The sequence below is a fragment of the Corynebacterium sp. 1103A genome, assembly GCF_055700955.1.
This window is the reverse complement of record NZ_JASTTF010000001.1, coordinates 85,171-110,681: the sequence shown is the minus strand read 5'-3', so window position 1 is coordinate 110,681 and position 25,511 is coordinate 85,171. Positions and strand designations below refer to the sequence as shown.

General features: G+C 67.2%; 25 protein-coding genes and 1 pseudogene. 22 read left to right on the top strand and 4 right to left on the bottom strand.

Going from position 1 to position 25,511, the window contains the following annotated elements:
* Window position 1 precedes the first annotated feature (1 nt).
* The 8 genes from QQS52_RS00520 (at window position 2) to QQS52_RS00485 (ending at window position 6,084) form a co-directional block, all read left to right on the top strand.
* A complete protein-coding gene (locus QQS52_RS00520; RefSeq protein WP_472772082.1) occupies window positions 2-991 on the top strand; it encodes a F0F1 ATP synthase subunit gamma in 990 nt (329 codons plus the stop codon).
* Window positions 992-994: 3 nt separating this feature from the next.
* Complete coding sequence (atpD, locus tag QQS52_RS00515) at window positions 995-2,440, top strand: F0F1 ATP synthase subunit beta (protein ID WP_070769004.1); 1,446 nt, start codon at window positions 995-997, stop codon at window positions 2,438-2,440.
* 10 nt (window positions 2,441-2,450) lie between these two features.
* Complete coding sequence (locus QQS52_RS00510; RefSeq protein ID WP_472772081.1) at window positions 2,451-2,822, top strand: F0F1 ATP synthase subunit epsilon; 372 nt, start codon at window positions 2,451-2,453, stop codon at window positions 2,820-2,822.
* A gap of 222 nt (window positions 2,823-3,044) precedes the next feature.
* Window positions 3,045-3,563 (top strand): DUF2550 domain-containing protein, encoded by a 519-nt coding sequence (locus tag QQS52_RS00505; protein ID WP_472772080.1) that lies wholly within the window; start codon window positions 3,045-3,047, stop codon window positions 3,561-3,563.
* A 122-nt stretch (window positions 3,564-3,685) separates the two neighbouring features.
* Entirely contained in the window at window positions 3,686-4,378 is a 693-nt protein-coding gene (gene nucS / locus QQS52_RS00500) for an endonuclease NucS (RefSeq protein ID WP_472772079.1), read from the top strand.
* A 48-nt stretch (window positions 4,379-4,426) separates the two neighbouring features.
* Window positions 4,427-4,711: a hypothetical protein gene (locus QQS52_RS00495; RefSeq protein WP_472772078.1), complete on the top strand. Its 285-nt coding sequence runs from the start codon at window positions 4,427-4,429 to the stop codon at window positions 4,709-4,711.
* 39 nt (window positions 4,712-4,750) lie between these two features.
* Window positions 4,751-5,056: a thiamine-binding protein gene (locus QQS52_RS00490; RefSeq protein WP_070768999.1), complete on the top strand. Its 306-nt coding sequence runs from the start codon at window positions 4,751-4,753 to the stop codon at window positions 5,054-5,056.
* 44 nt (window positions 5,057-5,100) lie between these two features.
* Window positions 5,101-6,084, top strand: a complete 984-nt coding sequence (locus QQS52_RS00485; RefSeq protein ID WP_472772077.1) for a co-chaperone YbbN — start codon at window positions 5,101-5,103, stop codon at window positions 6,082-6,084.
* Between the two features lie 37 nt (window positions 6,085-6,121).
* On the opposite strand, the gene glgB is transcribed toward QQS52_RS00485, so the two are convergent.
* Window positions 6,122-8,287: a 1,4-alpha-glucan branching protein GlgB gene (glgB, locus tag QQS52_RS00480; protein WP_472772076.1), complete on the bottom strand. Its 2,166-nt coding sequence runs from the start codon at window positions 8,285-8,287 to the stop codon at window positions 6,122-6,124.
* Window positions 8,288-8,364: 77 nt separating this feature from the next.
* Window positions 8,365-10,383, bottom strand: coding sequence for a maltotransferase domain-containing protein (locus tag QQS52_RS00475; RefSeq protein WP_472772075.1), 2,019 nt, complete (start codon window positions 10,381-10,383; stop codon window positions 8,365-8,367).
* A 58-nt stretch (window positions 10,384-10,441) separates the two neighbouring features.
* On the opposite strand from QQS52_RS00475, the gene QQS52_RS00470 reads away from it, so the two are divergent.
* The 12 genes from QQS52_RS00470 (at window position 10,442) to QQS52_RS00415 (ending at window position 21,272) form a co-directional block, all read left to right on the top strand.
* Window positions 10,442-11,359: an ABC transporter ATP-binding protein gene (locus QQS52_RS00470; protein ID WP_472772074.1), complete on the top strand. Its 918-nt coding sequence runs from the start codon at window positions 10,442-10,444 to the stop codon at window positions 11,357-11,359.
* Window positions 11,360-11,422: 63 nt separating this feature from the next.
* Window positions 11,423-12,250, top strand: coding sequence for an NUDIX hydrolase (locus QQS52_RS00465; protein WP_472772073.1), 828 nt, complete (start codon window positions 11,423-11,425; stop codon window positions 12,248-12,250).
* Between the two features lie 85 nt (window positions 12,251-12,335).
* Window positions 12,336-13,523, top strand: a complete 1,188-nt coding sequence (locus tag QQS52_RS00460) for a THUMP-like domain-containing protein (RefSeq protein ID WP_472772072.1) — start codon at window positions 12,336-12,338, stop codon at window positions 13,521-13,523.
* Between the two features lie 80 nt (window positions 13,524-13,603).
* The gene (locus tag QQS52_RS00455; RefSeq protein ID WP_472772071.1) at window positions 13,604-14,401 is read left to right on the top strand and encodes an electron transfer flavoprotein subunit beta/FixA family protein; all 798 of its coding nucleotides are present in this window, start codon (window positions 13,604-13,606) and stop codon (window positions 14,399-14,401) included.
* 40 nt (window positions 14,402-14,441) lie between these two features.
* Entirely contained in the window at window positions 14,442-15,389 is a 948-nt protein-coding gene (locus tag QQS52_RS00450) for an electron transfer flavoprotein subunit alpha/FixB family protein (RefSeq protein WP_472772070.1), read from the top strand.
* Between the two features lies 1 nt (window position 15,390).
* A complete protein-coding gene (locus QQS52_RS00445; protein ID WP_472772069.1) occupies window positions 15,391-16,527 on the top strand; it encodes a cysteine desulfurase family protein in 1,137 nt (378 codons plus the stop codon).
* Window positions 16,528-16,587: 60 nt separating this feature from the next.
* Window positions 16,588-16,869 carry a hypothetical protein gene (locus tag QQS52_RS00440; protein ID WP_472772068.1) on the top strand — a complete coding sequence of 94 codons (282 nt, stop codon included), beginning with the start codon at window positions 16,588-16,590 and terminating at the stop codon, window positions 16,867-16,869.
* Complete coding sequence (locus tag QQS52_RS00435) at window positions 16,863-17,714, top strand: alpha/beta hydrolase (protein ID WP_472772067.1); 852 nt, start codon at window positions 16,863-16,865, stop codon at window positions 17,712-17,714. Before QQS52_RS00440 ends, QQS52_RS00435 begins: the two co-directional genes overlap by 7 nt.
* Before the next feature lie 81 nt (window positions 17,715-17,795).
* Window positions 17,796-18,044 carry a hypothetical protein gene (locus QQS52_RS00430; RefSeq protein WP_472772066.1) on the top strand — a complete coding sequence of 83 codons (249 nt, stop codon included), beginning with the start codon at window positions 17,796-17,798 and terminating at the stop codon, window positions 18,042-18,044.
* Complete coding sequence (locus QQS52_RS00425; protein ID WP_472772065.1) at window positions 18,023-18,589, top strand: hypothetical protein; 567 nt, start codon at window positions 18,023-18,025, stop codon at window positions 18,587-18,589. The genes QQS52_RS00430 and QQS52_RS00425 overlap by 22 nt, the downstream gene beginning before the upstream one ends.
* Before the next feature lie 632 nt (window positions 18,590-19,221).
* Window positions 19,222-20,064 carry a bifunctional lysylphosphatidylglycerol flippase/synthetase MprF gene (locus QQS52_RS00420; protein ID WP_472772064.1) on the top strand — a complete coding sequence of 281 codons (843 nt, stop codon included), beginning with the start codon at window positions 19,222-19,224 and terminating at the stop codon, window positions 20,062-20,064.
* 56 nt (window positions 20,065-20,120) lie between these two features.
* Window positions 20,121-21,272 carry a glycoside hydrolase family 25 protein gene (locus QQS52_RS00415; RefSeq protein ID WP_472772063.1) on the top strand — a complete coding sequence of 384 codons (1,152 nt, stop codon included), beginning with the start codon at window positions 20,121-20,123 and terminating at the stop codon, window positions 21,270-21,272.
* On the opposite strand, the pseudogene QQS52_RS00410 reads toward QQS52_RS00415, so the two are convergent.
* Window positions 21,253-22,097, bottom strand: a pseudogene (locus tag QQS52_RS00410) (spermidine synthase). The gene QQS52_RS00415 and the pseudogene QQS52_RS00410 sit on opposite strands and share 20 nt — an antisense overlap.
* Window positions 22,098-22,256: 159 nt before the next feature.
* Here QQS52_RS00410 and mnmA point away from each other — a divergent pair.
* Together mnmA and QQS52_RS00400 are read left to right on the top strand one after the other, a co-directional pair.
* The gene (gene mnmA / locus QQS52_RS00405) at window positions 22,257-23,342 is read left to right on the top strand and encodes a tRNA 2-thiouridine(34) synthase MnmA (RefSeq protein WP_472772062.1); all 1,086 of its coding nucleotides are present in this window, start codon (window positions 22,257-22,259) and stop codon (window positions 23,340-23,342) included.
* An 87-nt stretch (window positions 23,343-23,429) separates the two neighbouring features.
* Window positions 23,430-24,350, top strand: a complete 921-nt coding sequence (locus tag QQS52_RS00400; protein WP_472772061.1) for a uroporphyrinogen decarboxylase/cobalamine-independent methonine synthase family protein — start codon at window positions 23,430-23,432, stop codon at window positions 24,348-24,350.
* On the opposite strand, the gene QQS52_RS00395 is transcribed toward QQS52_RS00400, so the two are convergent.
* A complete protein-coding gene (locus tag QQS52_RS00395; protein ID WP_472772060.1) occupies window positions 24,347-25,501 on the bottom strand; it encodes an AAA family ATPase in 1,155 nt (384 codons plus the stop codon). The two genes, QQS52_RS00400 and QQS52_RS00395, sit on opposite strands and share 4 nt — an antisense overlap.
* Window positions 25,502-25,511 lie beyond the last annotated feature (10 nt).

Here is a 25,511-nt window from a genome sequence, read left to right as displayed (position 1 = left end):
CATGGCAACTCTTCGTGAATTGCGCGACCGTATCCGGTCCGTCAACTCCACTAAGAAGATCACCAAGGCTCAGGAGCTCATCGCTACCTCGCGCATCACCAAGGCGCAGGCCCGAGTGGAGGCATCCTTGCCCTACGCTCAGGAGCTCAGCGCAGTGATGAACCGCCTGGCGGCCGCCAGCTCGCTGGATCACCCGATGCTGCGACAGCGCGAGAGCGCCAAGGTCGCGGCCGTGCTGGTTGTTTCTTCCGACCGCGGTATGTGCGGTGGCTACAACAACAACGTGTTTAAGAAGGCCGCCGAACTAGAAGCTCTCCTCAAGAAGGAGGGCTACGAGGTAGCCCGCTACGTCACTGGCAACAAGGGCGTGGGTTACTACCAGTTCCGTGAGGAAGAAGTGGTCGGCAGCTGGTCCGGCTTTTCCCAGGACCCGACGTGGGACGAAACGCACGATGTCCGACACCACATCGTGGAAGGGTTCATCGCTGGTTCCGAAGGCACCACCAAGGCCCGCGAGGGCCTGCACGCCGAGGGCGAGGGCCAGCCGGTCCGCGGCTTCGACCAGGTGCACGTCGTCTACACCGAGTTCGAGTCCATGCTGACTCAGACCGCTCGCGCGCAGCAGCTGCTGCCCATCGAGCCGGTCATTGATACGGTGGAACTCAACCAGGGTGAGTCGGCGCTCTCCGATAACGGGGACACTGAGGAACTGAGCTCGGACTTCGATTTCGAACCTGACGCGTCCAGCCTGCTGGAAGCCCTGCTTCCGCAGTACGTTTCCCGCACCCTGTTCGCAATGTTCTTGGAGGCTTCCGCTTCCGAGTCCGCGGCTCGCCGTACCGCCATGAAGTCTGCGACTGACAACGCTACGGACCTGGTCAAGGACCTGTCCCGCGTGGCGAACCAGGCCCGTCAGGCGCAGATTACCCAGGAAATTACAGAGATCGTCGGTGGCGCTGGCGCGCTCGCCGAAAGCGCAGAAAGTGACTAGATTATGACTACAGCTCTGCAAGAGCAGAACACACAGTCGTCGGCTGCCGCCGGCCGTGTGGTGCGTGTCATCGGTCCGGTCGTCGACGTGGAATTCCCGCGCGGCGCAATGCCGGCACTGTACAACGCACTGACCGTCGAGATTGAGCTCGAGGCTGTTGCTAAGACCGTCACCCTAGAGGTCGCTCAGCACCTCGGTGACAACCTTGTCCGTACCGTGTCCATGGCTCCGACGGACGGCCTCGTCCGTGGCGCTACCGTGACCGACTCCGGCAACCCGATTTCGGTTCCGGTCGGTGACGTCGTCAAGGGCCACGTCTTCAACGCTCTGGGCGACTGCCTGGACGAGCCGGGCCTGGGCCGCGACGGTGAGCAGTGGGGCATCCACCGCGAGCCGCCGGCATTCGACCAGCTCGAGGGTAAGACTGAGATCCTTGAGACCGGCATCAAGGTCATCGACCTGCTGACCCCGTACGTCAAGGGCGGCAAGATCGGCCTGTTCGGCGGCGCCGGCGTGGGCAAGACCGTTCTGATTCAGGAAATGATTACTCGTATTGCCCGCGAGTTCTCCGGTACCTCCGTGTTCGCCGGCGTCGGCGAGCGCACCCGTGAGGGCACCGACCTGTTCCTGGAGATGGAAGAGATGGGCGTGCTGCAAGACACCGCCCTCGTTTTCGGCCAGATGGATGAGCCGCCGGGAGTCCGTATGCGCGTGGCTCTGTCCGGCCTGACCATGGCGGAGTACTTCCGCGATGTGCAGAACCAGGACGTGCTGCTGTTCATCGACAACATCTTCCGTTTCACCCAGGCTGGTTCCGAGGTTTCGACCCTGCTGGGCCGTATGCCTTCGGCCGTGGGCTACCAGCCCACCCTGGCGGACGAGATGGGCGTGCTGCAGGAGCGCATTACCTCCACCAAGGGTAAGTCGATTACCTCGCTGCAGGCCGTCTATGTGCCGGCCGATGACTACACCGACCCGGCACCGGCGACCACCTTCGCCCACCTGGATGCGACCACCGAGCTGGACCGCTCCATCGCCTCGAAGGGTATCTACCCGGCAGTGAACCCGCTGACCTCTACCTCTCGTATCCTCGAGCCGGGTATCGTCGGCGAGCGCCACTACGCCATCGCCCAGCGCGTCATCGGTATCCTGCAGAAGAACAAAGAGCTGCAGGACATCATCGCCATCCTGGGTATGGACGAGCTGTCGGAAGAGGACAAGCTGACGGTGCAGCGTGCCCGTCGTCTGGAGCGCTTCTTGGGCCAGAACTTCTTCGTCGCAGAGAAGTTCACCGGCCTGCCGGGCTCCTACGTCCCGCTGTCGGAGACCATCGACGCCTTCGAGCGCATCTGCAACGGCGAATTCGACCACTACCCGGAGCAAGCCTTCAACGGCCTGGGTGGCTTGGACGACGTCGAGGCTGCGTACAAGAAGATGACCGAGAAGTAGGGAGAGGCACATGGCTGACATCACCGTAGAACTCGTTTCCCCGGAGCGGTTGCTGTGGACCGGTAAGGCAAGCATCCTGACCGCGGAGACGACCGAGGGTGAGATCGGCGTGCTTCCGGGCCACGAGGCTATGATCGGCCAGCTGGTCGAGAACGGCGTCGTGACCTTCCGCCCGGTGGACGAAGAGCGTCGCTTCGCCGCCGTCCAGGGTGGCTTCCTGTCAGTGACTGATGAAAAGGTGACCGTCTTGGCCGACTGGGCCGTCTGGGCTGACGAGGTCGATAGCTCGCAGGCTCAGGAAGATGCCAAGTCTGACGACCAGATCCTCCAGTCCCGCGGCGAGGCCGGGCTTCGTGCTCTGCGCCGCTCGCAGGAAAAGTAGCGTGCGCTAAGGGCACGTAAGGGGCAGCAACTGCCGCCTTTCTACTCTCGTCATTTAGGCTTTGCGCCTGTAAGTGTTCCTTGACAAAAGGAACGGCTTACAGGCGCTTTGTCGTTTTTATGCGGTCTTTCGTATTAGCACTTTCCGCGGAATACCGACTAGACTCAGATCATCACTTGTGGCACCCACGCTAAACACGTTTTGCAGGGAAGGTGAGAGGTTATGAGCTCGACCGTGGTTTCTATCGTCCTCTGGGTCGTTCTCGCCCTAGTGGTCTGCGTGGTCCTCCTGGCGGCGGTGCGCTTTTTCACCCTGCGTTCCAAGGGCACGCCGATGTTGATGCGCTCGGTGCCCGCCAAGGACACCCGGGGTTGGCGCCATGGCGTCATCTCTTACGCCGGGGAATTTGTTGAGTACTACGAGCTGCGCTCTGTATCTCCCAGCTGTGACCGCCGTTTTAACCGCCGCGACATCGAAATCTTGGGCACCCGCGCCCTGGACGATGAAGAGGCGGTTTTTATTTCGTCTGGCATGAAGGCCGTCCATATAATCGTGCGCAACCAACAGTACGAATTGGCCCTGGCCCCGCACGCGCACATGGCCTTTTCCGCCTGGGTGGAGGCCGCACCCTCGCAGCGCCAGGAGCACCGCGACTTCCACCAGATGCGCAAGAAGATGGAACGCCCCATGCGCACCAACCTGCCCCACGACATCGCTAGCTGGCAGTCCTACTACGAATAGCCCGAAAAACGCCGCCCACTGTGCCGTTCCCGCCCGCTGTTAGGGCGGTTTTCGTGCGTCTGGGGGCTTTCCGCCCTGCCTGGTGTGCGGTGGGGTGGCGCTAAGGCGATAGGGTGGTAGCCATGCGTTTAGTAATCGCCTCCTGCAGCGTCGACTACGTCGGCCGCGTCGATGCCCACCTGCCGCTGGCAGACCGCCTGCTGTTGCTCAAGGCCGACGGCTCGGTCTCGATCCACGCCGACGACCGCGCCTACAAGCCCCTGAACTGGATGACTCCGCCGTGCACGGTCACCGAGTCCGTCATCGAGGACATTGATGGGGAGCCGACCGGGGACACCCTGTGGCTGGTGGAAAACCCGAAGGGGGAGCAGCTGCGCATCACCATCGCGAAGGTGCACCAGGACATCGAGGTCGACCTGGGCGAGGATCCGGGCCTGGTCAAAGACGGCGTGGAGGCCCACCTGCAGGAGCTGATCGCCGAGCACATCACGACGCTCGGGGAGGGCTACAGCCTCGTGCGCCGCGAGTACCCGACCGCCATCGGCCCGGTCGATATCATGGCGCTCGATAGCAACCGGGAGCATGTGGCGGTCGAGGTCAAGCGCCGCGGCGGCATTGACGGCGTGGAGCAGCTGTCCCGGTACCTGGACCTGCTCAACCGCGACGACCTGCTGGCCCCGGTGCACGGCGTTTTCGCCGCCCAGGAGATCAAGCCCCAGGCCCGCACCCTGGCCGAGGACCGCGGCATCCGCTGCGTCATCCTGGACTACCAGGACCTGCGCGGCATCGAGTCGAACGAGCTGCGCCTGTTTTAGCCCGCCTTGTCCAAGCCCCCACAGTGATGAGTCTCGAAGGAGGTAGACGTGCCGCGACGCAACCGCCGGCAACGCCCGAGCCCGCGCAAGCTACCCGCTGACGGCGCCGGTTTCTACGGCGCCCAGGTCCAGGAGGGCCCGCGCTGGAGCTTCGGCCAGCCCTACGTCGTGCGCCAGATTGGCGCGGCGCGGGCGGTCAAGAATTACGTGTGCCCGGGCTGCAACCACACCATCTTCCCCGGGGTCGCCCACGTGGTGGCGTGGCCGAAGGATGCTGGTGGTCAGTCTCACGATAGGCGGCACTGGCACCGTGGGTGTTGGGACCGCCGCTAACGGCCCACTGGTCGGCGCCCGGCGAGTAGGATGGTGAGCATGATTGTTGCCTTCTCTGTAGCTCCCGCAGTTGTTGATACCCCGGACGCCGAAATGGCCGACGCCGTCACGGAGGCCGTGCGCGTGGTGCGCGAGTCTGGCCTGCCGAACGAGACCAACGCGATGTTCACGCTCATCGAGGGCGAGTGGGATGAGGTCTTCGACGTCATCAAGCGTGCTACCGATGCCGTCCGCGCGGTCTCCCCGCGCACCTCGCTGGTCATCAAGGCGGACATCCGCGAAGGGCACACCGGGCAGCTGACTCAGAAGGTCGAGTCCGTCAACCGCCGCCTGAACCAGAACTAGCAGCCGGCGCAACTTAAGTCGAAATCAGCTAAGAAAGGACTAGTATGACGAATCCCCGCGGACCGCAGGTGGCCGGCGCCTTGGATCTGGGCGAGGTCAAGGCGCGTGCCGAGGCGCGTGCCCAGGCCGAAAAGCACGGCACCCAGTCGCCCGCCCAGGGCGCGGAGCAGTCCGGCGCAGGTGCCGGCCTCCGCGCCTTCTTTGAGGTCACCGAGGCCAATTTTGAGTCCGACCTGGTGCGCCGCTCCCTGGAGGTGCCTGTCGTCGCGCTCATCGGCACCGCGCGCTCCACGCAGTCGGAGGAGCTCAAGTCCAACCTGCGCCAGCTGGCCGAGCGCGGAGGGTTTAGATTCCTGGTGGGCTATATTGACGCCGACCAGCACCCGCAGATCGCGCAGGTCTTCGGCGTGCGCAACCTGCCGACCACCATCGCGCTGGGCGCGGGCCAGCCGCTGACCAACTTCGAGGGTTCCCAGCCTATGGAAGCCCTCGAGCAGTGGATGGACACTTTGGTCCAGCAGGTCTCGCCGCAGCTACAAGGCCCGGGCCCCGAGCTGCAGGCCGCCCAGGCCGGCCAGGCGCCGGCGGGCGAGGAGGAGGCTGCCCCGGCGGAGGATTCCCGTTTGAGCGAGGCGGAAGAGCAGCTTGGCAACGGTGACTTCGACGGCGCGATTGCCACCTACGAGGCTATCCTGGCCGAGGAGCCGGGCAACCAAGAAATCAAACAGGCCCGGGATACCACGCTGCTGCTCAAGCGCCTGTCCGCGGCCGGCCAGGGCGTGGACCACATCGGTCAGGCCGACGCGCACCCGAATGATATCGACGCCCAGCTCGACGCCGCCGACGCCGAGGTTGTCGCCGGCCGCCCGGAGGCCGCCTTCGAGCGGCTTATCGCGGGCATGCGGCGTACCGCCGGCGCGGACAAGGACCGCCTCAAGGAGCGCCTCCTTGAGCTCTTCGGGCTCTTCGACGCCGCCGATCCGCGCGTGCTGTCCGCCCGCACCCAGCTGGCCAGCGCCCTGTACTAGGGCGCCCTGCACCCGGGCCCCGGGGGAGGGGCCGGGTTTAAGACTCGGTGCCGCGGTAGAGGTACCACTGCACCGAATTGGCCGGCAGCAGGACCCGCAGGAAGTTGTTGCCGTCGCGGCACACCGTCTCCACGTGGCGCGGCAGGTCGTTGGCGGCGCCGGAGTAGACGCCGTCGTCGGTGTTGAGCACCATCTCCCAGGCGCCCGCGTGCGGCACCCAGACCTCGTAGCCCGGGTGGGAGTTGCCCGCGAGGTTCACCACTGCTAGCAGTGTTTGGCCGTTGCGCGCGTAGCGCAGGTAGCCGAGCACGTTGCGGGCGGCGTCGTCGCCTACCACCCACTGGAAGCCGGCCGGATCGAAGTCCTGGTCCCACAGCGCCGGGGTGTCGCGGTAGATTGCGCCGATGTCGCGGGCCAGGCGCTTTATGCCCTGGTGGTACTCGTGCCCCCAGCCCTGCAGGTTGGCCCAGTCCACGGAGGAGCCCTCCGACCACTCGGTGACTTGGCCGAACTCGTCGCCCATGAACAAAAGTTTCTTGCCCGGGTGCGAGTACATGTAGCCAAAGAGCGCGCGCACCCCGGCGGCCTTGTTCCAGTCGTCGCCGGGCATCCGTGTCCACAGCGTGCCCTTGCCGTGGACGACCTCGTCGTGGCTAAAAGGCAGTACGTAGCGCTCGGAATAGGCGTAGACCATCGAGAAGGTGATCTCGTGATGGTGGTGGCTGCGGTAGATGGGATCGCGGCTGAAGTACTCCAGGGTGTCGTTCATCCAGCCCATGTTCCACTTCAGGTCGAAGCCTAGCCCGCCGTGTTCGGTGGGGGAGGTCACCCCCGGCCAGGAGGTGGATTCCTCGGCGATGGTGAGGATGCCGGGGCTGACCCGGTGGACGGTCGCGTTGGTTTCCTGCAGGAGGCGCACGGCCTCCAGGTTCTCCCGGCCGCCGTGCACGTTCGGCAGCCAATCGTCGCGGGAATAGTCCAGGTAGAGCATGGAGGCCACCGCGTCGACGCGCAGGCCGTCGACGTGGAATTCCTCGGCCCAGTAGAGGGCGTTGGCCACCAGGAAGTTGCGGACCTCGTTGCGACCGAAGTCGAAGACGAAGGTGCCCCAGTCCGCCTGTTCGCCGCGGCGCGGGTCGGGGTGCTCGTAGCAGGGGCGCCCGTCGAAGCGCCCGAGGGAGAATCCGTCCTTGGGGAAGTGGGCGGGCACCCAGTCGATGATGACGCCGATGCCGGCGCGGTGGCAGGCATTGATCAGCGCACGCAGCTCGTCCGGGCTGCCCCAGCGCGCCGACGGGGCATAGTAGCCGGAGACCTGGTATCCCCAGGAGCCGCCGAAGGGGTGCTCGGCCACAGGCAGGAACTCGACGTGGGTGAAGTTGTGCTCCAGCAGGTAGTCGATGAGCTCGGCCTGCAGGGTCGCGTAATTAGAACCAATCTTCCAGGAGCCGACGTGGACCTCGTAGATATTCATCGGCTTGTCGAGGTTGCTATCGCGGGCGGCCAGCCATTCGGCGTCGGTCCAGTTGAAGGTGGTTCTGGCCACGACGCTGGCGGTCTCCGGCGGGGCGAGCGTGGCCTTGGCCAGCGGATCGGCCTTGTCGATGCGCCCGTGCTCCCGGGACTGGATGGCGAACTTATAGCGCTCGCCTTCGCCCACGCCCGGGATGAAGACCTCCCAGATGCCAGTCGCGCCCAGGCTGCGCATGGGGTACTGGGTGGGGTTCCAGCCGCAGAAATCGCCCACCACGGCCACGCCCAGCGCGTTGGGCGCCCACACGGCAAAGGCCGTGCCGGTCACGGTGCCCAGCTGTGTGTCGTACTCTTTCAGGTTGGCGCCCAAGATCTCCCAGAGGCGTTCGTGGCGGCCTTCGGCCACCAGGTGCAGGTCCAGCGTGCCCAGCGTGGGCAGGAAGGCATAGCCGTCCGCCACGGTGCGGTTTGCGCCCCCGGGGTAGCCAACCCGCAGGCGGTAGTCCTGCTGCTCGGGCAGGTCGGCCTCGAAGATGTCGTGGCCGGCCGCGCGCATGGGGGTAGTCCCGGCGGCGGTGAGCAGCTCGACGGACTCGGCCCCGGGCTGGCGGGTGCGCACCGTCCCGTTGTGCCAGCCGTAGAAAGCGTGAGGGTCGTGGTGCTGGCAGTGGTCCAGCCGGCTGAGGTCTTCGGCGGCGATGGTGGGCTCGAAATCTGGGCTGGTATCCATGGCTAAGACTGTACGTCAGTTCCTTCGGTTTCGGAGGGTGAATGCGGACCCGGGCGGCCGGGCGCAGACCGCGGGGCCTAGGCGCGGTAGTCGGTGACTTCTCGCCAGGCCAGCTGCTCGCACAGGTCCGGCTCGGCGGGCGGGAGAAGGAAGATGTGGGCGACGTCCCGCATGGGCTCAAGCCGCACGAAGTTGCGCTCGGACCAGTTGTAGGCGGCCCCGGTAACCATGTCCTGGACGGTGAATACATCGCCGGGGTTGCGCCCCAGGCGGCCCAAGTCCAGATCTACGGTGGCCTCCTGCGGGTTGCGCGGATCCAGGTTGATGACCACTAGCACCACGTTGCCCGTGACCGCGTCCGCCTTGGAGTAGGCAAGGATGTTCGGGTTGTCGGCGGCGTGGAAGTGCAGCGTGCGCAGCTGCTGTAGCGCCGGGTTTTCCCGCCGAATCTGGTTGAGCAGGCGTAGATAACCCTCCAGAGAATCTCCGGAGTTGACGGCGGCCTGGAAGTCGCGGGGGCGCAGCTCGTATTTCTCCGAGTCGAGGTATTCCTCGCTGCCCGGGGCGAGAGGAAGGTGCTCGTAGAGCTCGTAGCCGGAGTAGACACCCCACAGCGGCGACAGGGTGGCCGCCAGACTGGCGCGGATGGCGAACATGGCCCGCCCGCCGGTCTGCAGGGAGGCGTGCAGGATGTCCGGGGTGTTGACAAAGAAGTTGGGGCGGCAGATATCGGCCTGATCCACGTGTAGCTGGGCGAACTCGGTGAGCTCTTCCTTGGTGGTCTTCCACGTGAAATAGGTATAGGACTGGCTAAAGCCGAGCTTGGCCAGGCCGAACAGGCGCGCCGGGCGGGTAAACGCCTCCGCTAAGAAGATGACCTCCGGGTGGTCGCGGTGGACCTCGGCAATGATCCAGGCCCAGAAATTGGCTGGCTTGGTGTGCGGGTTGTCCACGCGGAAGGTTTTCACGCCCGCCGCGACCCAGAACAAGACCACGTCCAGGATCTCTTCGTAGAGTGCCGCGGGGGAATTATCGAAGTTGAGCGGGTAGATGTCCTGGTACTTCTTGGGCGGGTTTTCCGCGTACGCGATGGTGCCGTCTGCCAACACCGTGAAGTATTCCGGGCGCTTTTTAGCCCAGACGTGGTCGGGGGAACACTGCAGGGCCAGATCCAGGGCCACCTCGAGGCCGAGCTGCTCGGCGCGCTGTACCAGGACACGGAATTCGTCCAGGGTGCCCAGCTGCGGGTGGGTGGCCCGGTGGTCGGCGATAGCCCACGGCGACCCCACGTCGTCGGGCCCGGCGTTCAGGGTGTTGTTCTTGCCCTTGCGGTGGACCTGGCCGATGGGGTGGATGGGAGGGAAGTAGACGGTGTCAAAACCCATCGCCGCCACGCGGTCCAGGGCCTGAGCGGTCGTGACGAAGGTGCCGTGGACGGGCTCGCCGTGAGCGTCGCGGCCGCCGGTCGAGCGCGGGAAGAGCTCGTACCAGGAGTTGTAGAGCGCGGCCTGGCGCTCCACGTAGACCTCCCGCACGGTGTCTTCGACGACCAAGTCGCGCAGGGGTTGCTCGGCCAGTGCCTGGGCAACGGCCGCGGACAGGGCCGGCGATACCCGTGCGTTAACGTCCCGGGTGGCATCCCGCAGGGACTCGGCGGCCTCCTTGTAGAGGGAGGCGGAATTCTTGCGGGTCATGGCGGCGCGGTCAAAGAGGTCGGCGCCGTGGCGCAGGTCGTTGTCCAGCTCCGCGGCGGACTGGCCCGCGGCCAGCTTCTTGGTGACGGCATTGGTCCAGGTGGCTACCGGATCCGACCAGGCCTGGACCTGGAAGCGCCAGGTGCCCGGCTTGTCGGGCACGAAGACGCCGTGGACGCGGTCCTGTTCTTCCGGATCGTCGCTCAGGCGGGTGTTGAACGCGGGGTTGGACAGGGTGGCATCGTCAGGCGAGTACACCACGAGGTTGGCGGCCACCGCGTCGTGGCCTTCGCGCCAGACTAAGGCGGTGACGGGAATGACCTCACCGACTGCTCCTTTGGCGGGTAGGTTTCCGTGATCGATTACGGGCCGGACGTCGTCAATACCAAGGCGGGTCGTCATGGAAATTAGCGTAGTCGAGGTGTTTCAGTGTCGCCTGGCAACTGGAAAATCAGCCACAATGGGACACGTGAGTTCCTCGATGTTTAGCCAAGAACAAATCGCCGCCGCCCGCGCAGCCGCCCAGTCCGCCCGCGGCACCGCCGCCTCTGCCGCGACGGGGGCGGCAGAGACGGCCGCCGCAGAAACCGATCAGGATTGGCTGATCGACTTCCGCGGGGTCGAGCTACGCCGCGGCGGCAAGACCCTCGTGGGCCCGGTCGACTGGCAGGTCGAGCTCGACGAGCGCTGGGTCATCATCGGGCCTAACGGCGCGGGCAAGACCTCGCTGGTGCGCATGGCCGCGGCCGAAGAATTCCCGTCCACGGGCACGGCCTTCGTGATGGGCGAGCAGCTCGGCAAGACCGACATGCGCGATTTGCGCGCCATGATCGGCATCTCCTCGGCCGCCGTGCAACACCGCATCCCGGACAACGAGCGCGTCGACGACCTGGTGGTTTCCGCGGGATACGCGGTCCTGGGGCGCTGGCGCGAGGACTACGGGGACATGGATTTTAGCCGCGCGAACCGGATCATGGAACAGACCGGCTGCACCCACCTGGCCGAACGCACCTGGGGCACCCTGTCCGAAGGCGAGAAGAAGCGCGTCATCCTGGCTCGCGCGCTCATGCCCAACCCGGAACTACTCATCCTGGACGAGCCCACCGCCGGCATGGACCTGGGCGGCCGCGAGGACCTGGTGGGCTACCTGGGGGACTTGGCCTTGGACGCCGACGCCCCGGCCATCGTCATGATCACCCACCACGTCGAGGAGATCCCTTACGGCTTCACCCACGCGATGATCCTGGACGAGGGCGAAGTCGTCGCCAAGGGGCTTATCAACAGCGTGCTCACCTCCGACAGCCTCACCCGCGCCTTCGGCCAGCCCATTCAGGTCGACCGGATCGGCGAGCGCTACTTCGCGCGCCGGGTACGCTAGGAGGCCACGACCTCCCTAACTGGTGGACGAAGAATTCGCCGCGCCCAAGTCCCGGTGGAGAAGATGAGCAAGATAAACCCCTTAGATGTCATTGACACGACCGACACAACCGGCTTCAACGGCGGCCGGCTGTCGGCGTCAGTGCTGCTCATTCGCGACGAACCCGACGGGCTCAAGGTCTGGGTCCAAGAGCGCGTGGCCACCATGCGCAACTACCCGGGCCACGCCGTCTTCCCGGGCGGCGGGGTAGACCCCCGCGACTTCCCGCCGCGCAGCTGGGACTCTGGCAAGCTCTGGGCCGGCGCCTCCCTGGTTTCCAAGGCCCGCCGGCTGGGGGTGACCAAATACAAGGCCCACGCCCTGGTCTTCGCGGCGGCCCGGGAACTGTTCGAGGAAGCCGGCACGCTCCTGGTCGTCGACGAGAAAGGCCGCGTCGAGTCCAACGCCGCACGCTTTCACGCCGAACGCCTCCAGCTGGAAGGCCACGAGCTGTCTTTTTCCGACTTCTTGAGCCAGGAGTCGCTGCGCATGGACTCTGACCGCCTGCTTCCCTGGGGCCGCTGGGTCGGCCGTTCCCCGGCCGGCCACTGGTTCGACACCTTCTTCTTCGTCGCCACCCTGCCGCCCGGCCAGGAGCCCGACGGCAACACGGGCGAGGCCGCCGATGCCGGCTGGTTCTCTCCGCAGCTGCTCATCGACGGCTGGCGCGCCGGACTGGTGCGCTTGGTCGCGCCGACCTGGGCGAACTTGCAGCGCCTGTGCCGGCTAAGCACCGTGCAGGAGGTCCTAGACGACGTCGATTATTCCGACATGCGGCCGGTGGTGGGCGAGCCGGTGGATGACCCGCGCTACCGCGAGTTTTTCACCACCCGGCCCGTCGACCGCATTTAGGCCGAGCAAGCTGCCTGCCGCCCAAATTAATTTTTACCTTTACCCCTCTTTCCTCCCGACCCGTCGAGAAAGGCACCGCTGCACCGTGGCATTCGAACTAGCCGACATCCGGTTCTTCCAAGACAACGCCGCCGACATCCGGCAGGCCAGTCAGCAGCTGGAGGGAGCCCGCGCCAAGGCGCTGGCCGAGGCCGAGTTCCTGCGCGAGCGCTTCGGCGAGCACGGGCGTGCGGTGGGAGAGCTGGCCGACGCCCGCCGGCGCGCGCTGCGCACCGCGAAGTTCGCGGACACCTGGTTAAGCGACGTCGACGCCGTCCAGCAGGCCACGCCCGCGCCGGTGGCTCGGGCTCGGGCCCGGCACCTGGCCGGTATGGGCGTGGACTTCGTCCACGACGTCACCTGCTCGGTGGGCACCGAGGCCCCGGCCCTGCAGGCAGCCGGCATCGGCTACCTGGGCAGCGACCTGGATAGGCCGCGCGTGGCGATGGCCCAGCACAACGTGCCCGGCGTGCCCTTCGTAGTCGCCGACGCCTTGGCGCCGGTCAGCGCGCGCGGGGTGGTCGTAGCGGACCCGGCCCGGCGGGCAGGCGGGCAGCGCATCACCAAGGTGGAACAGCTGCTGCCGACCCTGCCGGACCTGCTGGCCGCCTACCCGGGCCGCCCCATGGCCGTGAAGTGCGCGCCCGGCCTGGACTACAGCGAGTGGGCGGGCCCGGTGGTGGTGGCCAGCGTCGACGGCGCGGTCAAGGAGGCCTGCCTCTACACCCCGGATCTGCAGCAGCGCTCGGCCCCGGACGGCCAGCCGGTGCGCGCGGCGTGGCTGCTTCGCGGCGGCGCCGACTCCCGCGACGGAGACGAGACCATCAGCAGCACCGATTTTGCCGCGGGCGAGCTGCCGGCGGCCGGGGAGGTGGGCCGCTACATCGTGGACCCGGACGGCGCGGTGGTGCGCGCGGGCCTCGTCAAGCACTACGCGGTGCGCCACGGCCTGTGGCAGCTGGACGAGAAAATCGCCTACCTGACGGGGGAGGCAATCCCACCGGGCCGGTCGGGATTTCCATTCATCGAGCAGGTGAGCCTGAAGCGCTTGAGCTCGTGCCTGAAGTCCCTGGACGCCGGCAGCCTGGAGATCCTCGTCCGCGGTGTCAACATTGACCCGGACCAGCTGCGCAAGAAGCTGAAGCTGCGGGGATCGCGCCCTCTGGCGGTGGTCGTCACGCGGCTGGGCCGCGGTGCCGTGGCGCTGGTTTGTGAGCCACGCCAATGGAATTAGTCCCGCCTTCGCTACTACTATGGCGCGGAGAATAAGTTTCTAGAACGCTTCAACCAAATTGACGGAAAGGTCGAATACCCATGCCCACTATCGTGGCTCTGGTCAAGTACGTACCCGATACGTGGTCCACTAAGACGTTGGAAGAGGACAACACGCTAAACCGCGACGCTGTGGACAACATTATTGATGAGGTCAATGAGTATTCGGTGGAACAGGCGCTGCGGCTGCGCGACGCGAACCCAGAAGCCGGTTACCGCGTGGTGGCCCTGACGATGGGCCCGGCCGGCGCCGAGGAGGCCCTGCGCAAGGCTTTGGCCATGGGCGCCGACGACGCGGTCCTGCTCAGCGACGAGGCGCTGGCGGGCTCGGATGCCATCGGCACCGCCTGGGCGCTGAGCAACGCCATCAACACCCTGGACGGCGTTGTCCTTATCACCATGGGTACGGACGCCTCCGATTCGCAGACGGGCCTGCTGGCCGGCCTGCTGGCCGAGTACCGCCAGATCCCGGCGCTCACGCAGCTGCACGCGGTGAGCCTGGCTGAGGGCACCGTGCGCGGTACCCGCGAGGACCACCGCGGCACCTGGGATCTGTCCGCCCCGCTGCCGGCCCTTATCGCCGTGGGAGACAAGGCCGACAAGCCGCGCTTCCCGAATTTCAAGGGCCTCATGGCGGCCAAGAAGCACCCGATCACCACGCTGGATCTGGCCGCTATCGGCGTCGACCCGGCGCAGGTGGGGCTGAACTCGGCGACCACCCAGGTCACCGAGGTCGCCCAGCGCCCGCCGCGCACCGCCGGCGAGCTGGTGGAGACTGGCTCTGCCGAGGACAAGGCCGCCAAGATTGTCGAGTTCCTCGAGTCCAAGAACCTGCTCTAACACCCGCTCGCCGCGAACGCTTATAAGGAGTTTTCTTTTCATGTCTCACGTTTATGTTTTGGTCGAGCACACCGGTGACCAGCTGAGCCCGGTCACGGGTGAGTTGATTACCGCTGCCCGCCAGTTGGGCACCGTCTCCGCCGTCGTGGTCGGTCCCGCCGGCACCGGCGACAAGCTGGCCCCGGAGTTGGCCCGCTGGGGTGCGGCCCAGGTCGTGGACGCCCAGGCTGCGGACTATGATTCCCGCCTGCTGACCCCCGAGGTCGACGCTCTGCACGGGCTGGGCGCGGCCAACCCGGCCCCCATCCTGATTGCCGCGTCCGCCACCGGCAACGAGATCGCCGGCCGCGTGGCCGCCCGCTTGGCCTCCGGCGTCTTGTCGAACGTCTCCGGCATCCGCCCGGACGGCGCGGCCCAGCACGCCATCTTCGGCGGCTCCTACGACGCTTATGCCACCGCGGCCGGCCTCTGCCCGATCTACACCCTGCTGCCGGGCAGCGTGGCCGCCGAGGCCGAGGCCAGCGTCGGCGAGGTGGCCGCCATGCAACTGCCGGCCGCGACCGACCGTGATATCAAGGTCGAATCCTTTACCCCAGCCGAGAAGTCCGCCCGCCCGGACCTGCCGTCGGCGGCCACCGTGGTCGCCGGTGGCCGCGGCGTGGGCGATGAGTTTGCCGGCGTCGTCGAGCCGCTCGCCGACGCCCTGGGCGCGGCCGTGGGCGCTACCCGCGACGCCGTCGACGAGGGCTTCTACGACGCGGCCTACCAGATCGGGCAGACCGGCGTGACGGTGACCCCGGACCTTTACATCGGCCTGGGTATCTCCGGCGCCATCCAGCACACCTCGGGCATGCAGACGGCCAAGAACATCGTCGTGGTCAACCAGGACCAGGACGAGCCCTTCTTCCAGATCGCTGATCTGGGCGTGGTTGGGGACCTGCACGAGATCGCCCCGGCGCTGACCGAGCAGCTGAAGAATCGCGCCTAAGATGTCCCACTATTTCGATTACGCCGCCACCCAGCCCATGCGCCAGGCAGCCATCGACGCCTGGGTTGCCGCCGCCGGCAGCGTCAACTCCGGCGCCCAATACGCCTCCGGGCGCAAGTCTCGTTCGGTGCTCGACGACGCCCGCGAGAAGGTCGCCGAGCTGCTGGGCTGCGAGCCCATCGAGGTAATCTTTACCGCCTCCGGTACCGAGGCGGACAACATCGCCATCCAGGGCCTCTACCGGGCCGCCGAACGCGGGCCGGAGGAGCGCCGCACCCGGCGCATTATCTCCACCCCGATCGAGCACCCGGCGGTGCGCGACACCGTGGCCACCCTGGAGCGCCAAGGAGCGACAGTGGAGCTGCTGCCGGTCGACCGGCACTCGCGGGTCAGCGACTTGAGTGCCCTGGACACCCCGGCGGACCTGGCGACCTGCATGTGGGCCAACAACGAGATCGGCGCCCTCCAGCCGGTGGAAGATATCGTGGCGCGCGCCAGCGCCCAGGAAATCCCGGTCCACATCGACGCGGTGCAGGTGGTCGGCAAGCTGCCCATCAACTTCGTGGAACTGGGAGCGACGACCCTGGCGGCCAGCGCGCACAAGTTCGGCGGCCCGCGCGGCATCGGCCTGCTGCTGGCCCGCCGTAGCCCGGCGCCCCAGCCCATCGCCTACGGCGGCGGCCAAGAGCGCGGTATTCGCCCCGGCACCGTCGACGTGGCCAGCGCGGCCGGCTTGGCCGCGGCCCTGGACGAATCCGTGGCCGAAATCCCCGCCGAGTCCGCGCGCGTGGGCGCCCTGCGGGACCGGCTGCGCGAGGGCATTCTGCGCGAGATCGACGACGTCGTGGTCAACTCCAGCGAGCCCGCCTTGCCGTCGCACCTGCATTTGTCCTTCCCGGGCACCGATGGCGACAGCCTCATCATGCTGCTCGACCAGCTGGGCATCGAGGCCTCGACAGGCTCGGCCTGCTCGGCCGGCGTCAACCGCATGTCCCATGTCCTCGAGGCCATGGGCGTGACCGAAAGCGAGGGGATTGGCTCCCTTCGCTTCACTCTGGGCCGCAACACCAGCGACGAGGACGTGGACTACGTCTTGGCGCACCTGCCGGAGGTCATTCGTCGGGCCCGGAGCGTATAGACACCATATTCCCAGCTAAGCCCCAGTGATTCTGGGGTGGGGCAGTCCTATGTTGAGAGGGTGAACTTTCTTTCTGACCTGCCCTTGGCCGAGCCAGTCGATGCCGCCATCTTCATCGGCATTTTGGTCATCGCGGCCGGCGTCGTGGTGTGGCAGCACCGCTGGTGGCCGGTGGCCGTTGCCGCGGTCATCTGTCTAGCCGCCGGATTCTTCCTCCAGCGCTGGGACGTGCCTTTCTTCCTCGTGGCGGCCGCTGCCGTCCCGCTGGCCGCCCTGATTCGCAAGCCGAAGGTGCCCACGGTGCTCGCCGGCGTTTTCTCCCTGCTGGCCACCGTTTGGTAGGTCAACATCGAATACCAGACCTACCCGGCGTCGGGTCGTTCGACCCGACGCCGGTGGCCAAGGAGATGAGCCTGGCCGAGTTCCAGTCCGCCCAGGGATTCAAAGACGCCGTGATCGTGCACCTGGACCTGCCGGGCACGCGCTCGCAGTTCGCGGCACGCCAGGCCATCGCCTACGTCCCGCCGGCCTACTGGCGCGGCGAGAACCTCCCCGTCGTGGTGCTCCTCCACGGCAACCCCGGTGGGCCCGACCAGTGGTTCGGCTCTGGCGAGGCAGCCCAGACCGCCGACCAGTTCCAGGCCGCCAACGACGGGAGCAGCCCGATCATCGTGGCCGTTGATTCCACTGGCTCGGAGACCGCCAACCCTATCTGCGCGGATTCTAGCCTGGCCCACGTCATGACCTACCTGTCCCAGGACGTGCCGGCCGGGATCAAGCAGGCCTTCCGCGTGCACCAGCACCAGTCTCACTGGACCGTCGCGGGCTTAAGCTACGGCGGCACCTGCGCGCTGCAGATCGCCACCAACCAGCCCACCGCGTACGGCTCCATCGTGGATATCTCCGGCGAGGCCGAGCCGACCATCGGCAGCCACCAGGCCACCGTGGACAAGTTCTTCATCGCCGACGATGACGATCATGCCTCGGTCGCGGCGCTGAGCTCCCTATCCCAGCAGGCCCGCGCGGCGGGGATGCGCACCTTTAACGGCACCCGGCCCGGCGGGCACAGCTTCCAGGTGTGGCGCCCGGCCTTGCGGGAAGTGCTGGCCTGGGCCGCCCAGCGCGGCGGGATGAAACTCGACAAAGACCCCTTCGACGGAATTGAGGACCAGGATGTACGTGCTTAAAAGCGCACTGGTCTGGGTGTTAAAGACACTGCCGCGCTTCTCGGTGACGCTGGTGGCGCTGGCGGTGATGTGGGTTTGCAGGTGTGGCCCGTCGCGGGGCTCCAAACCATCGGCTTAACTGTCGGCCACGTCGGCGGGGCAGTGGTGCTGACCATTCTGGCACTGGCCTGGGGCGTGCCGGCGGAATGGCAGCTGGGTTCGCTGCGCTACGCCGCCATCGGGGTGGTCGCGCAAGTAGTCTCCACGCTGCTGGCCGTCTACGCCGCCCGCGGGGTGGAGCTGGCCGGGCTGCCCCGTGGGGCGACGACTTGCTGCACGCCAGCTTCCTGACCCCGGTGGGCTTTATCGCGGGGGCGGGGGCGTTTTCCTCCGCCCAGATGCCGCGCCTGTGGCGCCGCCGGTTGCGCCTGAGCATCATTGCCCTGACGCTAACCTTCGTGTTGTATTCGGGGACCTTGGCGGACGTGCAAGCAGTCGTGGCCATGGCCCTGGGCCTGGCGGCCGGCCAGGCGCTCTACCGGCCGCACCGGGTGGAGGCGTTGGTGGCCGAGCGGCGCGTGCTGGTGGCGGTCGTGGTGCTCTCGGTGGCCGTCGGCCCGTTCTTCGTGGCGCTGGACCCGCTGGCCGAAGGGCCTTTTAGCGTGGTCACCCAGCTGCTGTGGTCGGCGGACCTATCCCGGATCGAGGTGGCCGAGCTGTGCACGGCCAGCCCGTTGAGCGACGAGTGCTTGAACGCCCTCGACATCGCTCGGGCCCACGGGATAGGCCCCGTGGTGGCCAACCTGATGCCCTTTATCGTCCAGCTCGTGCTGGCTTTCGGCCTCATCCGCGGCCGCCGCCTGGCCTGGTGGCTGTCGCTGGCCTTCCAATTCTGAGTGATGGGCGTGCTGGTGGCCCAGCTGTGGGCGCCGGGCGAGGTCGACCTGCTGGTCATCAACCTCGCGCTGGTGCTGCTGCCGTGGATTATAGCCACGGCCGTGCTGGTTGCCACCCGCTCGCTCTTCCACGTTGCGACCAACCCGGCGCTGCTGCGGCGGGCCGGGGTGCTGGTGGCCGGCGTCGCGCTCGCTGGGGCGGGGGACCTGGGTGGCCGTGGCGCTGCTCTACCCGGAGGGGTTTATCACCATCAACACGGCAGGCGACGTGCTGGCGGAGCTGCCGCTGCGCTTCCTGCCGACGGTCGTTTCCCTCATCGGGCCCCACTACAGGGGCCCGGCAACGTGGTTTGGCTGGCTGGTCTACGAATGGGTCGGTATCCTCGCCTGGGTGGCTCTGGCTTGGCAGCTGTATACCTGCTTCGCGCGCCCAGCGGATCCGGAAAACGCCGCCGACCGCGCCTGCGCCCGGGAGATCCTCGGCTCTACCAGCGGTGACCACCTGTCGTTTATGACGCTCTGGGAAGGCAACCGCTATTTCTTTTTCGGCGGGTCTTACGTGGCCTACCGCGCGGGCAGCGGGATTGCCCTGACCGTCCGGGCGCCGGTGGGCCCGGCGGGGGAGCACAGCCGTGCGCTTCGAGGAATTCGCCCACCACCAGGGACTCAGCGTTGCCTGGTACTCCGTCGACGTGGATTTCGCCAACGCTCACCCGAGGATCAAGCGCGTCAAGGCCGCGGAGGAGGCCGTGCTCAGCTGCGCCAACACCGAGTTCAAGGGCAAGAAGTTCCAAAACATCCGCACCGCGCGCAACAAGGCGGCCAAGCAAGGGGTGGAAACCGTCTGGACCACCTGGGACGAGCTCGACCTCGCGGTGGCGGCGAAGATCACGGCGCTGAGCGAGGAGTGGGTCTCGGACAAGCCGCTGCCGGAGATGGGGTATACCCTGGGCGGCCTTAAGGAGATGCAGGTACCTGGCACCCAGATTCTCTACGCCATCGACGCGGAAGGCGTACTACACGGGGTTACCAGCTGGCTGCCGGTGCGCCGCGACGGCGAGGTGGTCGGCTACACCCTGGACGTGATGCGCCGGGCCGCGCACGGCTTCCAGGGCGTCATGAAGCTTGTGATCTCGGAGTCGCTCATTATCGCCGCGGATCGCGGCTGCGAGTGGATTTCGCTATCCGGCGCGCCGCTGGCCGGCGCGGCCGAGGACCCCAGATGGCTGGACCAGGCGCTGTCCCGGGTGGGCCAGGAGCTGGAGCCGCTCTACGGCTTCCGCTCCTTGGCGGCCAGCAAGCGTAAGTTCCTGCCGGAAGAGCACCCCTGGTTCCTCTGCTACGACGACGAGTTGAAGCTGCCGGCCATCGGCCTGGCGGCGACGAACGCCTACCTGCCCGAGCTCAACGTCGGGCAGGCCCTGTCCGCGGTGCGGACAGGGACCCAGGCGCGGCGGCCGGAGAAAGAAAAATGATCTGAAACGCGTGTTATTTATGTGACTGTTGTGGTTTAGTCGGTACACTCGCCGGCATGACCGTCACTAAGTCGCTCAAGCCCGCCCTGACCGCCGTCGTCGCCAGCGTCCTCGTCGCCACCGCCGCCCCCGCGCACGCCGCTCCGCTGAGCACGTCTGCGCCCGCGGGCGTGGATGTCGCCGCTCACCAGCACCCCGGCGGGGTGCCCATCGACTGGGGCCAGGTGAAGTCCGACGGGCAGTCCTTCGCCTTCGTCAAGGCCTCCGAAGGCGAGGGCTTTAGCAACCCGCACTTCGCCGTCGACGCCAACGCGGCCGCCGCCAGCGGGCTGAAGGTCGGCGCCTACCACTACGGGCGCCCGAACACGGACCCGAAGAAGCAGGCCGCGCACTTCGCCTCCCAGCTGGCCCTGGTGGCGGATCAGTCCCTGCCGCCGGTGCTCGACATCGAGGTCACCGACGGCAAGAACCCGCAGCAGATGCAGGCCTGGGTCCGCGAATTTACCGATGAGCTCAAGAAGCTCACCGGGCGGACCCCGATGATCTACACCTACAAGTACTTCTGGGAAGTGGAGATGGGCAATACCACCCAGTTCTCGGAGTACCCGCTGTGGCTGGCCGCCTACCAGGACGCCGCCCCGCAGCCCGTCGGCGGCTGGGACAAGCTGTCCTTCTGGCAGCGCTCGGGCTCCGGCAAGGTCGCCGGTATCCCCACCCAGGTGGACATGAACCTGTTCAACGGTACCCACGCCCAGCTGGATTCCTTCAGCGCCGGCAACTACGTCGACTTTGGCGGGGTCCTCGAGGACCTCGTGGTGACCGGCGCCCCAGACCTGGGCAAGGACTCGACCGCCCTGGTGGCCGCCATCCTAGCCATCGCCGCCGGCGTGGCCGCCGCCCCGCGGCTGGCCGATGCCGCCGGTGAGGCGGGCATCGACCGCGACGCCGCCGAGGGCCTTATCGGCTACGTCGAAAAGCTCAACGCGGAGGGCGCCCTGCCGGTCGAGCAGCTCGAGGCCATGGCCGCGGGCGACTACTCCGTCGGCGACCTGGCGCTGCTGCTAGAAAACGCCGGGCACACCGCCGGCATCGAGGTCGACGAGCAGACGGTCGCGGACGCCACCCAGGCCGCCACGGCCGCAGGCGCCAACGGCGGGCAGCTGGACGTGCAACAGCTGGCGGGCATCGTCAGTCGCGTCGTGGGCTAGCCCCGCCGATAAACTGGCGAGTAAAAGCCTCGTCCTTGTAGTGGGGGGCACCGCCCCGCCCAGCAGCCGCTTGGCCAGGGCGGCGGCCTCGACCGATCCGGCCGCGGGCAGGGGAGACTCCGAGCCAATCAGGATGATGTTGCCGTAGCGGCGGCCCTTGAGCATGGGCGGATCCGCGATGACGGCCAGATGGTCGAAGACCTCCGCCATGCCGGCCAGCTCCGCCTTGGCGCCCTGCAGCTCCGAGTGATCGCCGCAGTTGGATACGTATAGCCCCGCGCCCGCCAGGGCCTTTCGGCACGCGGCGAAGAACTCAACCGTGGTCAGCGGCCGCGGCGTGGTGGCCCCGGCGAAGACATCGCGGATGATGATGTCCCGGCTGGCCGGCTGGAAGGCCATCGTCTCCGCGCGGGCCTCACCCGCCCTGATCTTGACCGTGGGCGCACGCGGCACGTCGAACAGCGTGCGGGTCAGCTCCGCGAGCTTGGCGTCCAGCTCCACGACGGTGTGGCGCGAGTGCGGCCACAGGTCGGCGAAGTAGCGGGGCAGCGAGCACCCCGCCCCGCCCAGGTGGGTAACGCGCAGCGCCACCGGGTCGACGGGGTTGAGCACCTCAACGGCGGCGGCGATCCACCGCATGTACTCGAATTCCAGTTCGCCCGGCGAACCGAGCACAATGTGGCTGCTGGGCACCCCATTGACGTTGAGGATATAGCCGTCGCGGCGGAACTCGTCCGCGACCACCTCCGCCTGGCCCGTATCAATGTCGTAGAGGCCGATAATCCCTGCGCCAGCCTCACTGGCTTGGTTCCGTTTCCTACCCATGACCCCTTACTGTAGACACCGAGGGGAGGCAGACCAATGCCCGGCCCGATGCGGGCGGGAATGGCGATGGTTATCCCTGCGTTGAGCCGAGAGAGTAGACTTTTGAGCCGCTTTAGATAATCCGGCAGGCGGCAGTAATGGAAAGAAAGGTGGCGCGGCGTGCGAGTACTGGTGGCGATGAGTGGTGGAGTGGATTCCTCCGTGGCGGCTGCCCGCGCGGTCGAGGCGGGCCACGAGGTCGTCGGCGTGCACCTGGCGCTGCACAAGGACGCGCAGCAGACCCGGGAGAAAGCCCGCGGGTGCTGCTCGCTGGAGGACTCCGCCGACGCCCGCCGTATCTGCGACAAGCTGGGCATCCCGTTCTACGTCTGGGACTTCTCGGAGCAGTTCAAGGAGGAGGTCATCGGGGACTTCGTGGACTCCTACGCCCGCGGCGAGACCCCGAACCCCTGCCTGCGCTGCAACGAGAAGATCAAGTTCCGCGCGCTGCTACAAAAAGGCATGGCGCTAGGCTTCGACGCGGTGGCCACCGGCCACTACGCGACACTGGACCAGCACGGCTACATGCGCCGGTCCAAGGACGAGAACAAGGATCAGTCCTACGTGCTGGGAGTTATTTCCGCCGAGGAGCTGGAGCACTGCTATTTCCCCATCGGGGACACCCCGAAGCCACAGATCCGCGAGGAGGCGGCCGCCCACGGCTTCTCCACCGCGAAGAAGCCGGACTCCTACGACATCTGCTTCATCCCGGACGGCAACACCCAGGCCTTCCTGGGCGCGCGGATCGGCCTGCGCCCGGGCATGATCGTGGACCAAGAGGGGCAGGAGCTTAAAGAGCACGCCGGTGCCTGGAACTACACCATCGGCCAGCGCAAGGGCCTGGACATCAAGCAGCCGGCCGCTAACGGCCGGCCCCGCTACGTCACGGATATCGACGCCACCACTGGCACCGTCACCGTCGGCGCCCGGGAGGACCTGGCCGTGACCTTCATCGGCGCGGACCGGCTGAAGTACCTGCACCCGGCCATGGACGGCACACTGGAGTGCGAGGTCCAGGTGCGTGCCCACGGCTCGGTTGTGCCGTGCACCGCGCACATCGACCGCGCGGCCGATCAGATGCGCCTGGAGCTGCACGGGGAGCTCTCCGGCGTAGCCCGGGGACAGGCCGCCGTGCTCTACTTGCCGACCGACGACCAGCTTGGCGATATCGTCTTGGGCTCTGGCACGATCTGCGAGACGGCCTAGGCACCCCTTTGAGCGCCGGCGGGCCTTCGACTCGAGGCACCCAACGAAGGAGATGGTGACAGCGTGACAGGATTCGGGCTAGGCCCCATGCCGGGAACTTCCATGCCGGAGGCCGCCGATATCGTGCTGGGGGAGACCGGCGATCTGCCGCACCTAGCGCAGCTGCCCGACCGAGGGCTGGGCTCCGACGCTATCGGCCGGACTGCCGGCTTAGTGGAGTTCGTGACCGTCGACCGCGGGCCGCGCGCCTGGCAGATGACCGACCGTCCGCAGCTGCTTACCCGCCGGGTCTGGGACCGGATGGAGCGCGATCTGGACGAAATCCAGACCGTCTGGGGAGCAGGCGTGCCCCAAGTCAAGATCCAGGCCGTAGGGCCGTGGAGCCTTACCGCCACCATCGAGCTGGCCAACGGGCACCGCGTTATCACCGACAGCGGCGCGCGCCGCGACCTCTTCCTCGGCCTGCAGGAGGGCATTTCCCGCCACGCCGCCGACGTGGCGCGCCGCTTCGGCGCGCAGGTCGTGCTGCAGTTGGACGAGCCCTACCTGGGCCAAGTCCTGGCTGGCACGCTGCCGGGGGTGACCGACTTCGAGGACATCGCGGCGGTGCCCGCCGAAGTCGCCGCGGACACCCTGGGGCTGTTCCAGGCCCGGTACCTGCACCTGGACCAGCCGCAGTGGGAGTTGGCACGCACCGCTCAAACGGTGCTGCTCGACCTGCCGCGGCTGGACAACCCCAAAGACCTGGATGGGCTGGGCCAACACCTGGATTCGGGCGCGCGCGTGGGCCTGGGCATCACGGCGGGGGATGCCGTGGCCGGCCAGCCGGATGCTGCCCGCGGCGTGGCGATCGCTATCGCGCGCCTGCTCGATCGGCTGGGCCTGCCGCGCACGCTACTGACCCACGCGGTGGACGTCTACCCAGCCCGGCCTAACGAGCCCGCCAGGGACTACCGGCTTGCTCATCGAGTCGCAACAATGCTCGAGCGCGACGCGGGCGACCTTTAGCTAACCCGCCCGCCGGAGTCCCGCGCGAGCAGGTACTCGCGCAGGTAGGGCAGGGTGAAGTTGAGCTCGCCGTAGCGGGGAGATTCGATGATGTCGGCGTCGATGAGCCGCTGGCGCGTGCCGGAGAGGGAACGCAAGGTCCGGCCCAGCGCCGCGGCGATATCGTGCACCGGCACTGGGTCGGCGGGCGCTGCCTGGGCCATGGCCTCCAAGAATTCCCGCAGCGCCGGGGAGAGCTCCTTGACCGCCGGCTGGTGGACCTGGGTGCCCATGAGGGAGATCGCCTGGGGTGCTATCTCAGCGACATCGGCCTCCGTAACGGCGGCGCTGTCCTCACCGCCCGTCCGCAGGGCCGCCTGCTGCCAAGACAGCGAGCCGACCAGCTGCACGAGGTAGGGGTAGCCGTGGGAGAGCCCCACCGCGGCCTGGATGCCGTCCGGGCTGAAGCTGATCCCACTATCCCGGGCAGTCAGCTCGAAGGCCTCCGCCGTCAGGGACTGGTTCAACGGGCCTAGCAGGTATTTCTCCGCCCGCCGCAGGAAGGTAGCTCCCGGCAGGCTCAGCAGCTTGTCGATGCCTTGGGGCAGGCCAGCCACCACCAGCGCGACGTTGAGGTCGTCGCGGATTAAGTCCTGGTAGGCGACGGCAATGGTGGTGAGATCTTCCAGCGAGGCGTCCTGGGCCTCGTCGATGCTGATGAGGACGCCTGTGCCGGTGAGGTGGCCGGACAGTTCGCGCAGCCGGGTGTTGAGGTTGTGTTTGTAGGGCGCCTGGTCGTCGGTGTCGAAGCCGATGCTGGCCACCTTGCCGAGGCCCACCTGCTTGACCCGCATGGTCGGGCGCGGGCTGATGCCCTCGATGGCCGCGGGGATGGTGGTCTCGACGAAGTCTTCCACGATGGGGCTGCGGCCCGAGGCACGCAGCACGATCCAGCCTTGGGCGCGGGCGCGATCCTCGAGCTCGTTGAGCAGGACCGTCTTGCCGATTCCGCGGGATCCGCTGATGACCAGGGAGCGCCCGGGAGTGCCGGCGGTGCCGACCAACGCGCGTTCGAAGGAACGGAGGATGACCTCGCGGCCGACCCAATACAGGGGAGCGGCGCCGAAGGTGGGGCGGAACGGGTTGTCCCGTGGGAGGGAGGGTGCAGACATGGCCCGGATC

Coding starts and splice junctions, on each gene's coding strand:
- QQS52_RS00520 (WP_472772082.1), top strand. CDS start 2: ATGGCAACTCTTCGTGAATTGCGCGACCGTATCCGGTCCGTCAACTCC.
- atpD (WP_070769004.1), top strand. CDS start 995: ATGACTACAGCTCTGCAAGAGCAGAACACACAGTCGTCGGCTGCCGCC.
- QQS52_RS00510 (WP_472772081.1), top strand. CDS start 2,451: ATGGCTGACATCACCGTAGAACTCGTTTCCCCGGAGCGGTTGCTGTGG.
- QQS52_RS00505 (WP_472772080.1), top strand. CDS start 3,045: ATGAGCTCGACCGTGGTTTCTATCGTCCTCTGGGTCGTTCTCGCCCTA.
- nucS (WP_472772079.1), top strand. CDS start 3,686: ATGCGTTTAGTAATCGCCTCCTGCAGCGTCGACTACGTCGGCCGCGTC.
- QQS52_RS00490 (WP_070768999.1), top strand. CDS start 4,751: ATGATTGTTGCCTTCTCTGTAGCTCCCGCAGTTGTTGATACCCCGGAC.
- QQS52_RS00485 (WP_472772077.1), top strand. CDS start 5,101: ATGACGAATCCCCGCGGACCGCAGGTGGCCGGCGCCTTGGATCTGGGC.
- glgB (WP_472772076.1), bottom strand. CDS start 8,287: ATGGATACCAGCCCAGATTTCGAGCCCACCATCGCCGCCGAAGACCTC.
- QQS52_RS00475 (WP_472772075.1), bottom strand. CDS start 10,383: ATGACGACCCGCCTTGGTATTGACGACGTCCGGCCCGTAATCGATCAC.
- QQS52_RS00470 (WP_472772074.1), top strand. CDS start 10,442: ATGGGACACGTGAGTTCCTCGATGTTTAGCCAAGAACAAATCGCCGCC.
- QQS52_RS00465 (WP_472772073.1), top strand. CDS start 11,423: ATGAGCAAGATAAACCCCTTAGATGTCATTGACACGACCGACACAACC.
- QQS52_RS00455 (WP_472772071.1), top strand. CDS start 13,604: ATGCCCACTATCGTGGCTCTGGTCAAGTACGTACCCGATACGTGGTCC.
- QQS52_RS00450 (WP_472772070.1), top strand. CDS start 14,442: ATGTCTCACGTTTATGTTTTGGTCGAGCACACCGGTGACCAGCTGAGC.
- QQS52_RS00445 (WP_472772069.1), top strand. CDS start 15,391: ATGTCCCACTATTTCGATTACGCCGCCACCCAGCCCATGCGCCAGGCA.
- QQS52_RS00415 (WP_472772063.1), top strand. CDS start 20,121: ATGACCGTCACTAAGTCGCTCAAGCCCGCCCTGACCGCCGTCGTCGCC.
- QQS52_RS00400 (WP_472772061.1), top strand. CDS start 23,430: ATGCCGGGAACTTCCATGCCGGAGGCCGCCGATATCGTGCTGGGGGAG.
- QQS52_RS00395 (WP_472772060.1), bottom strand. CDS start 25,501: ATGTCTGCACCCTCCCTCCCACGGGACAACCCGTTCCGCCCCACCTTC.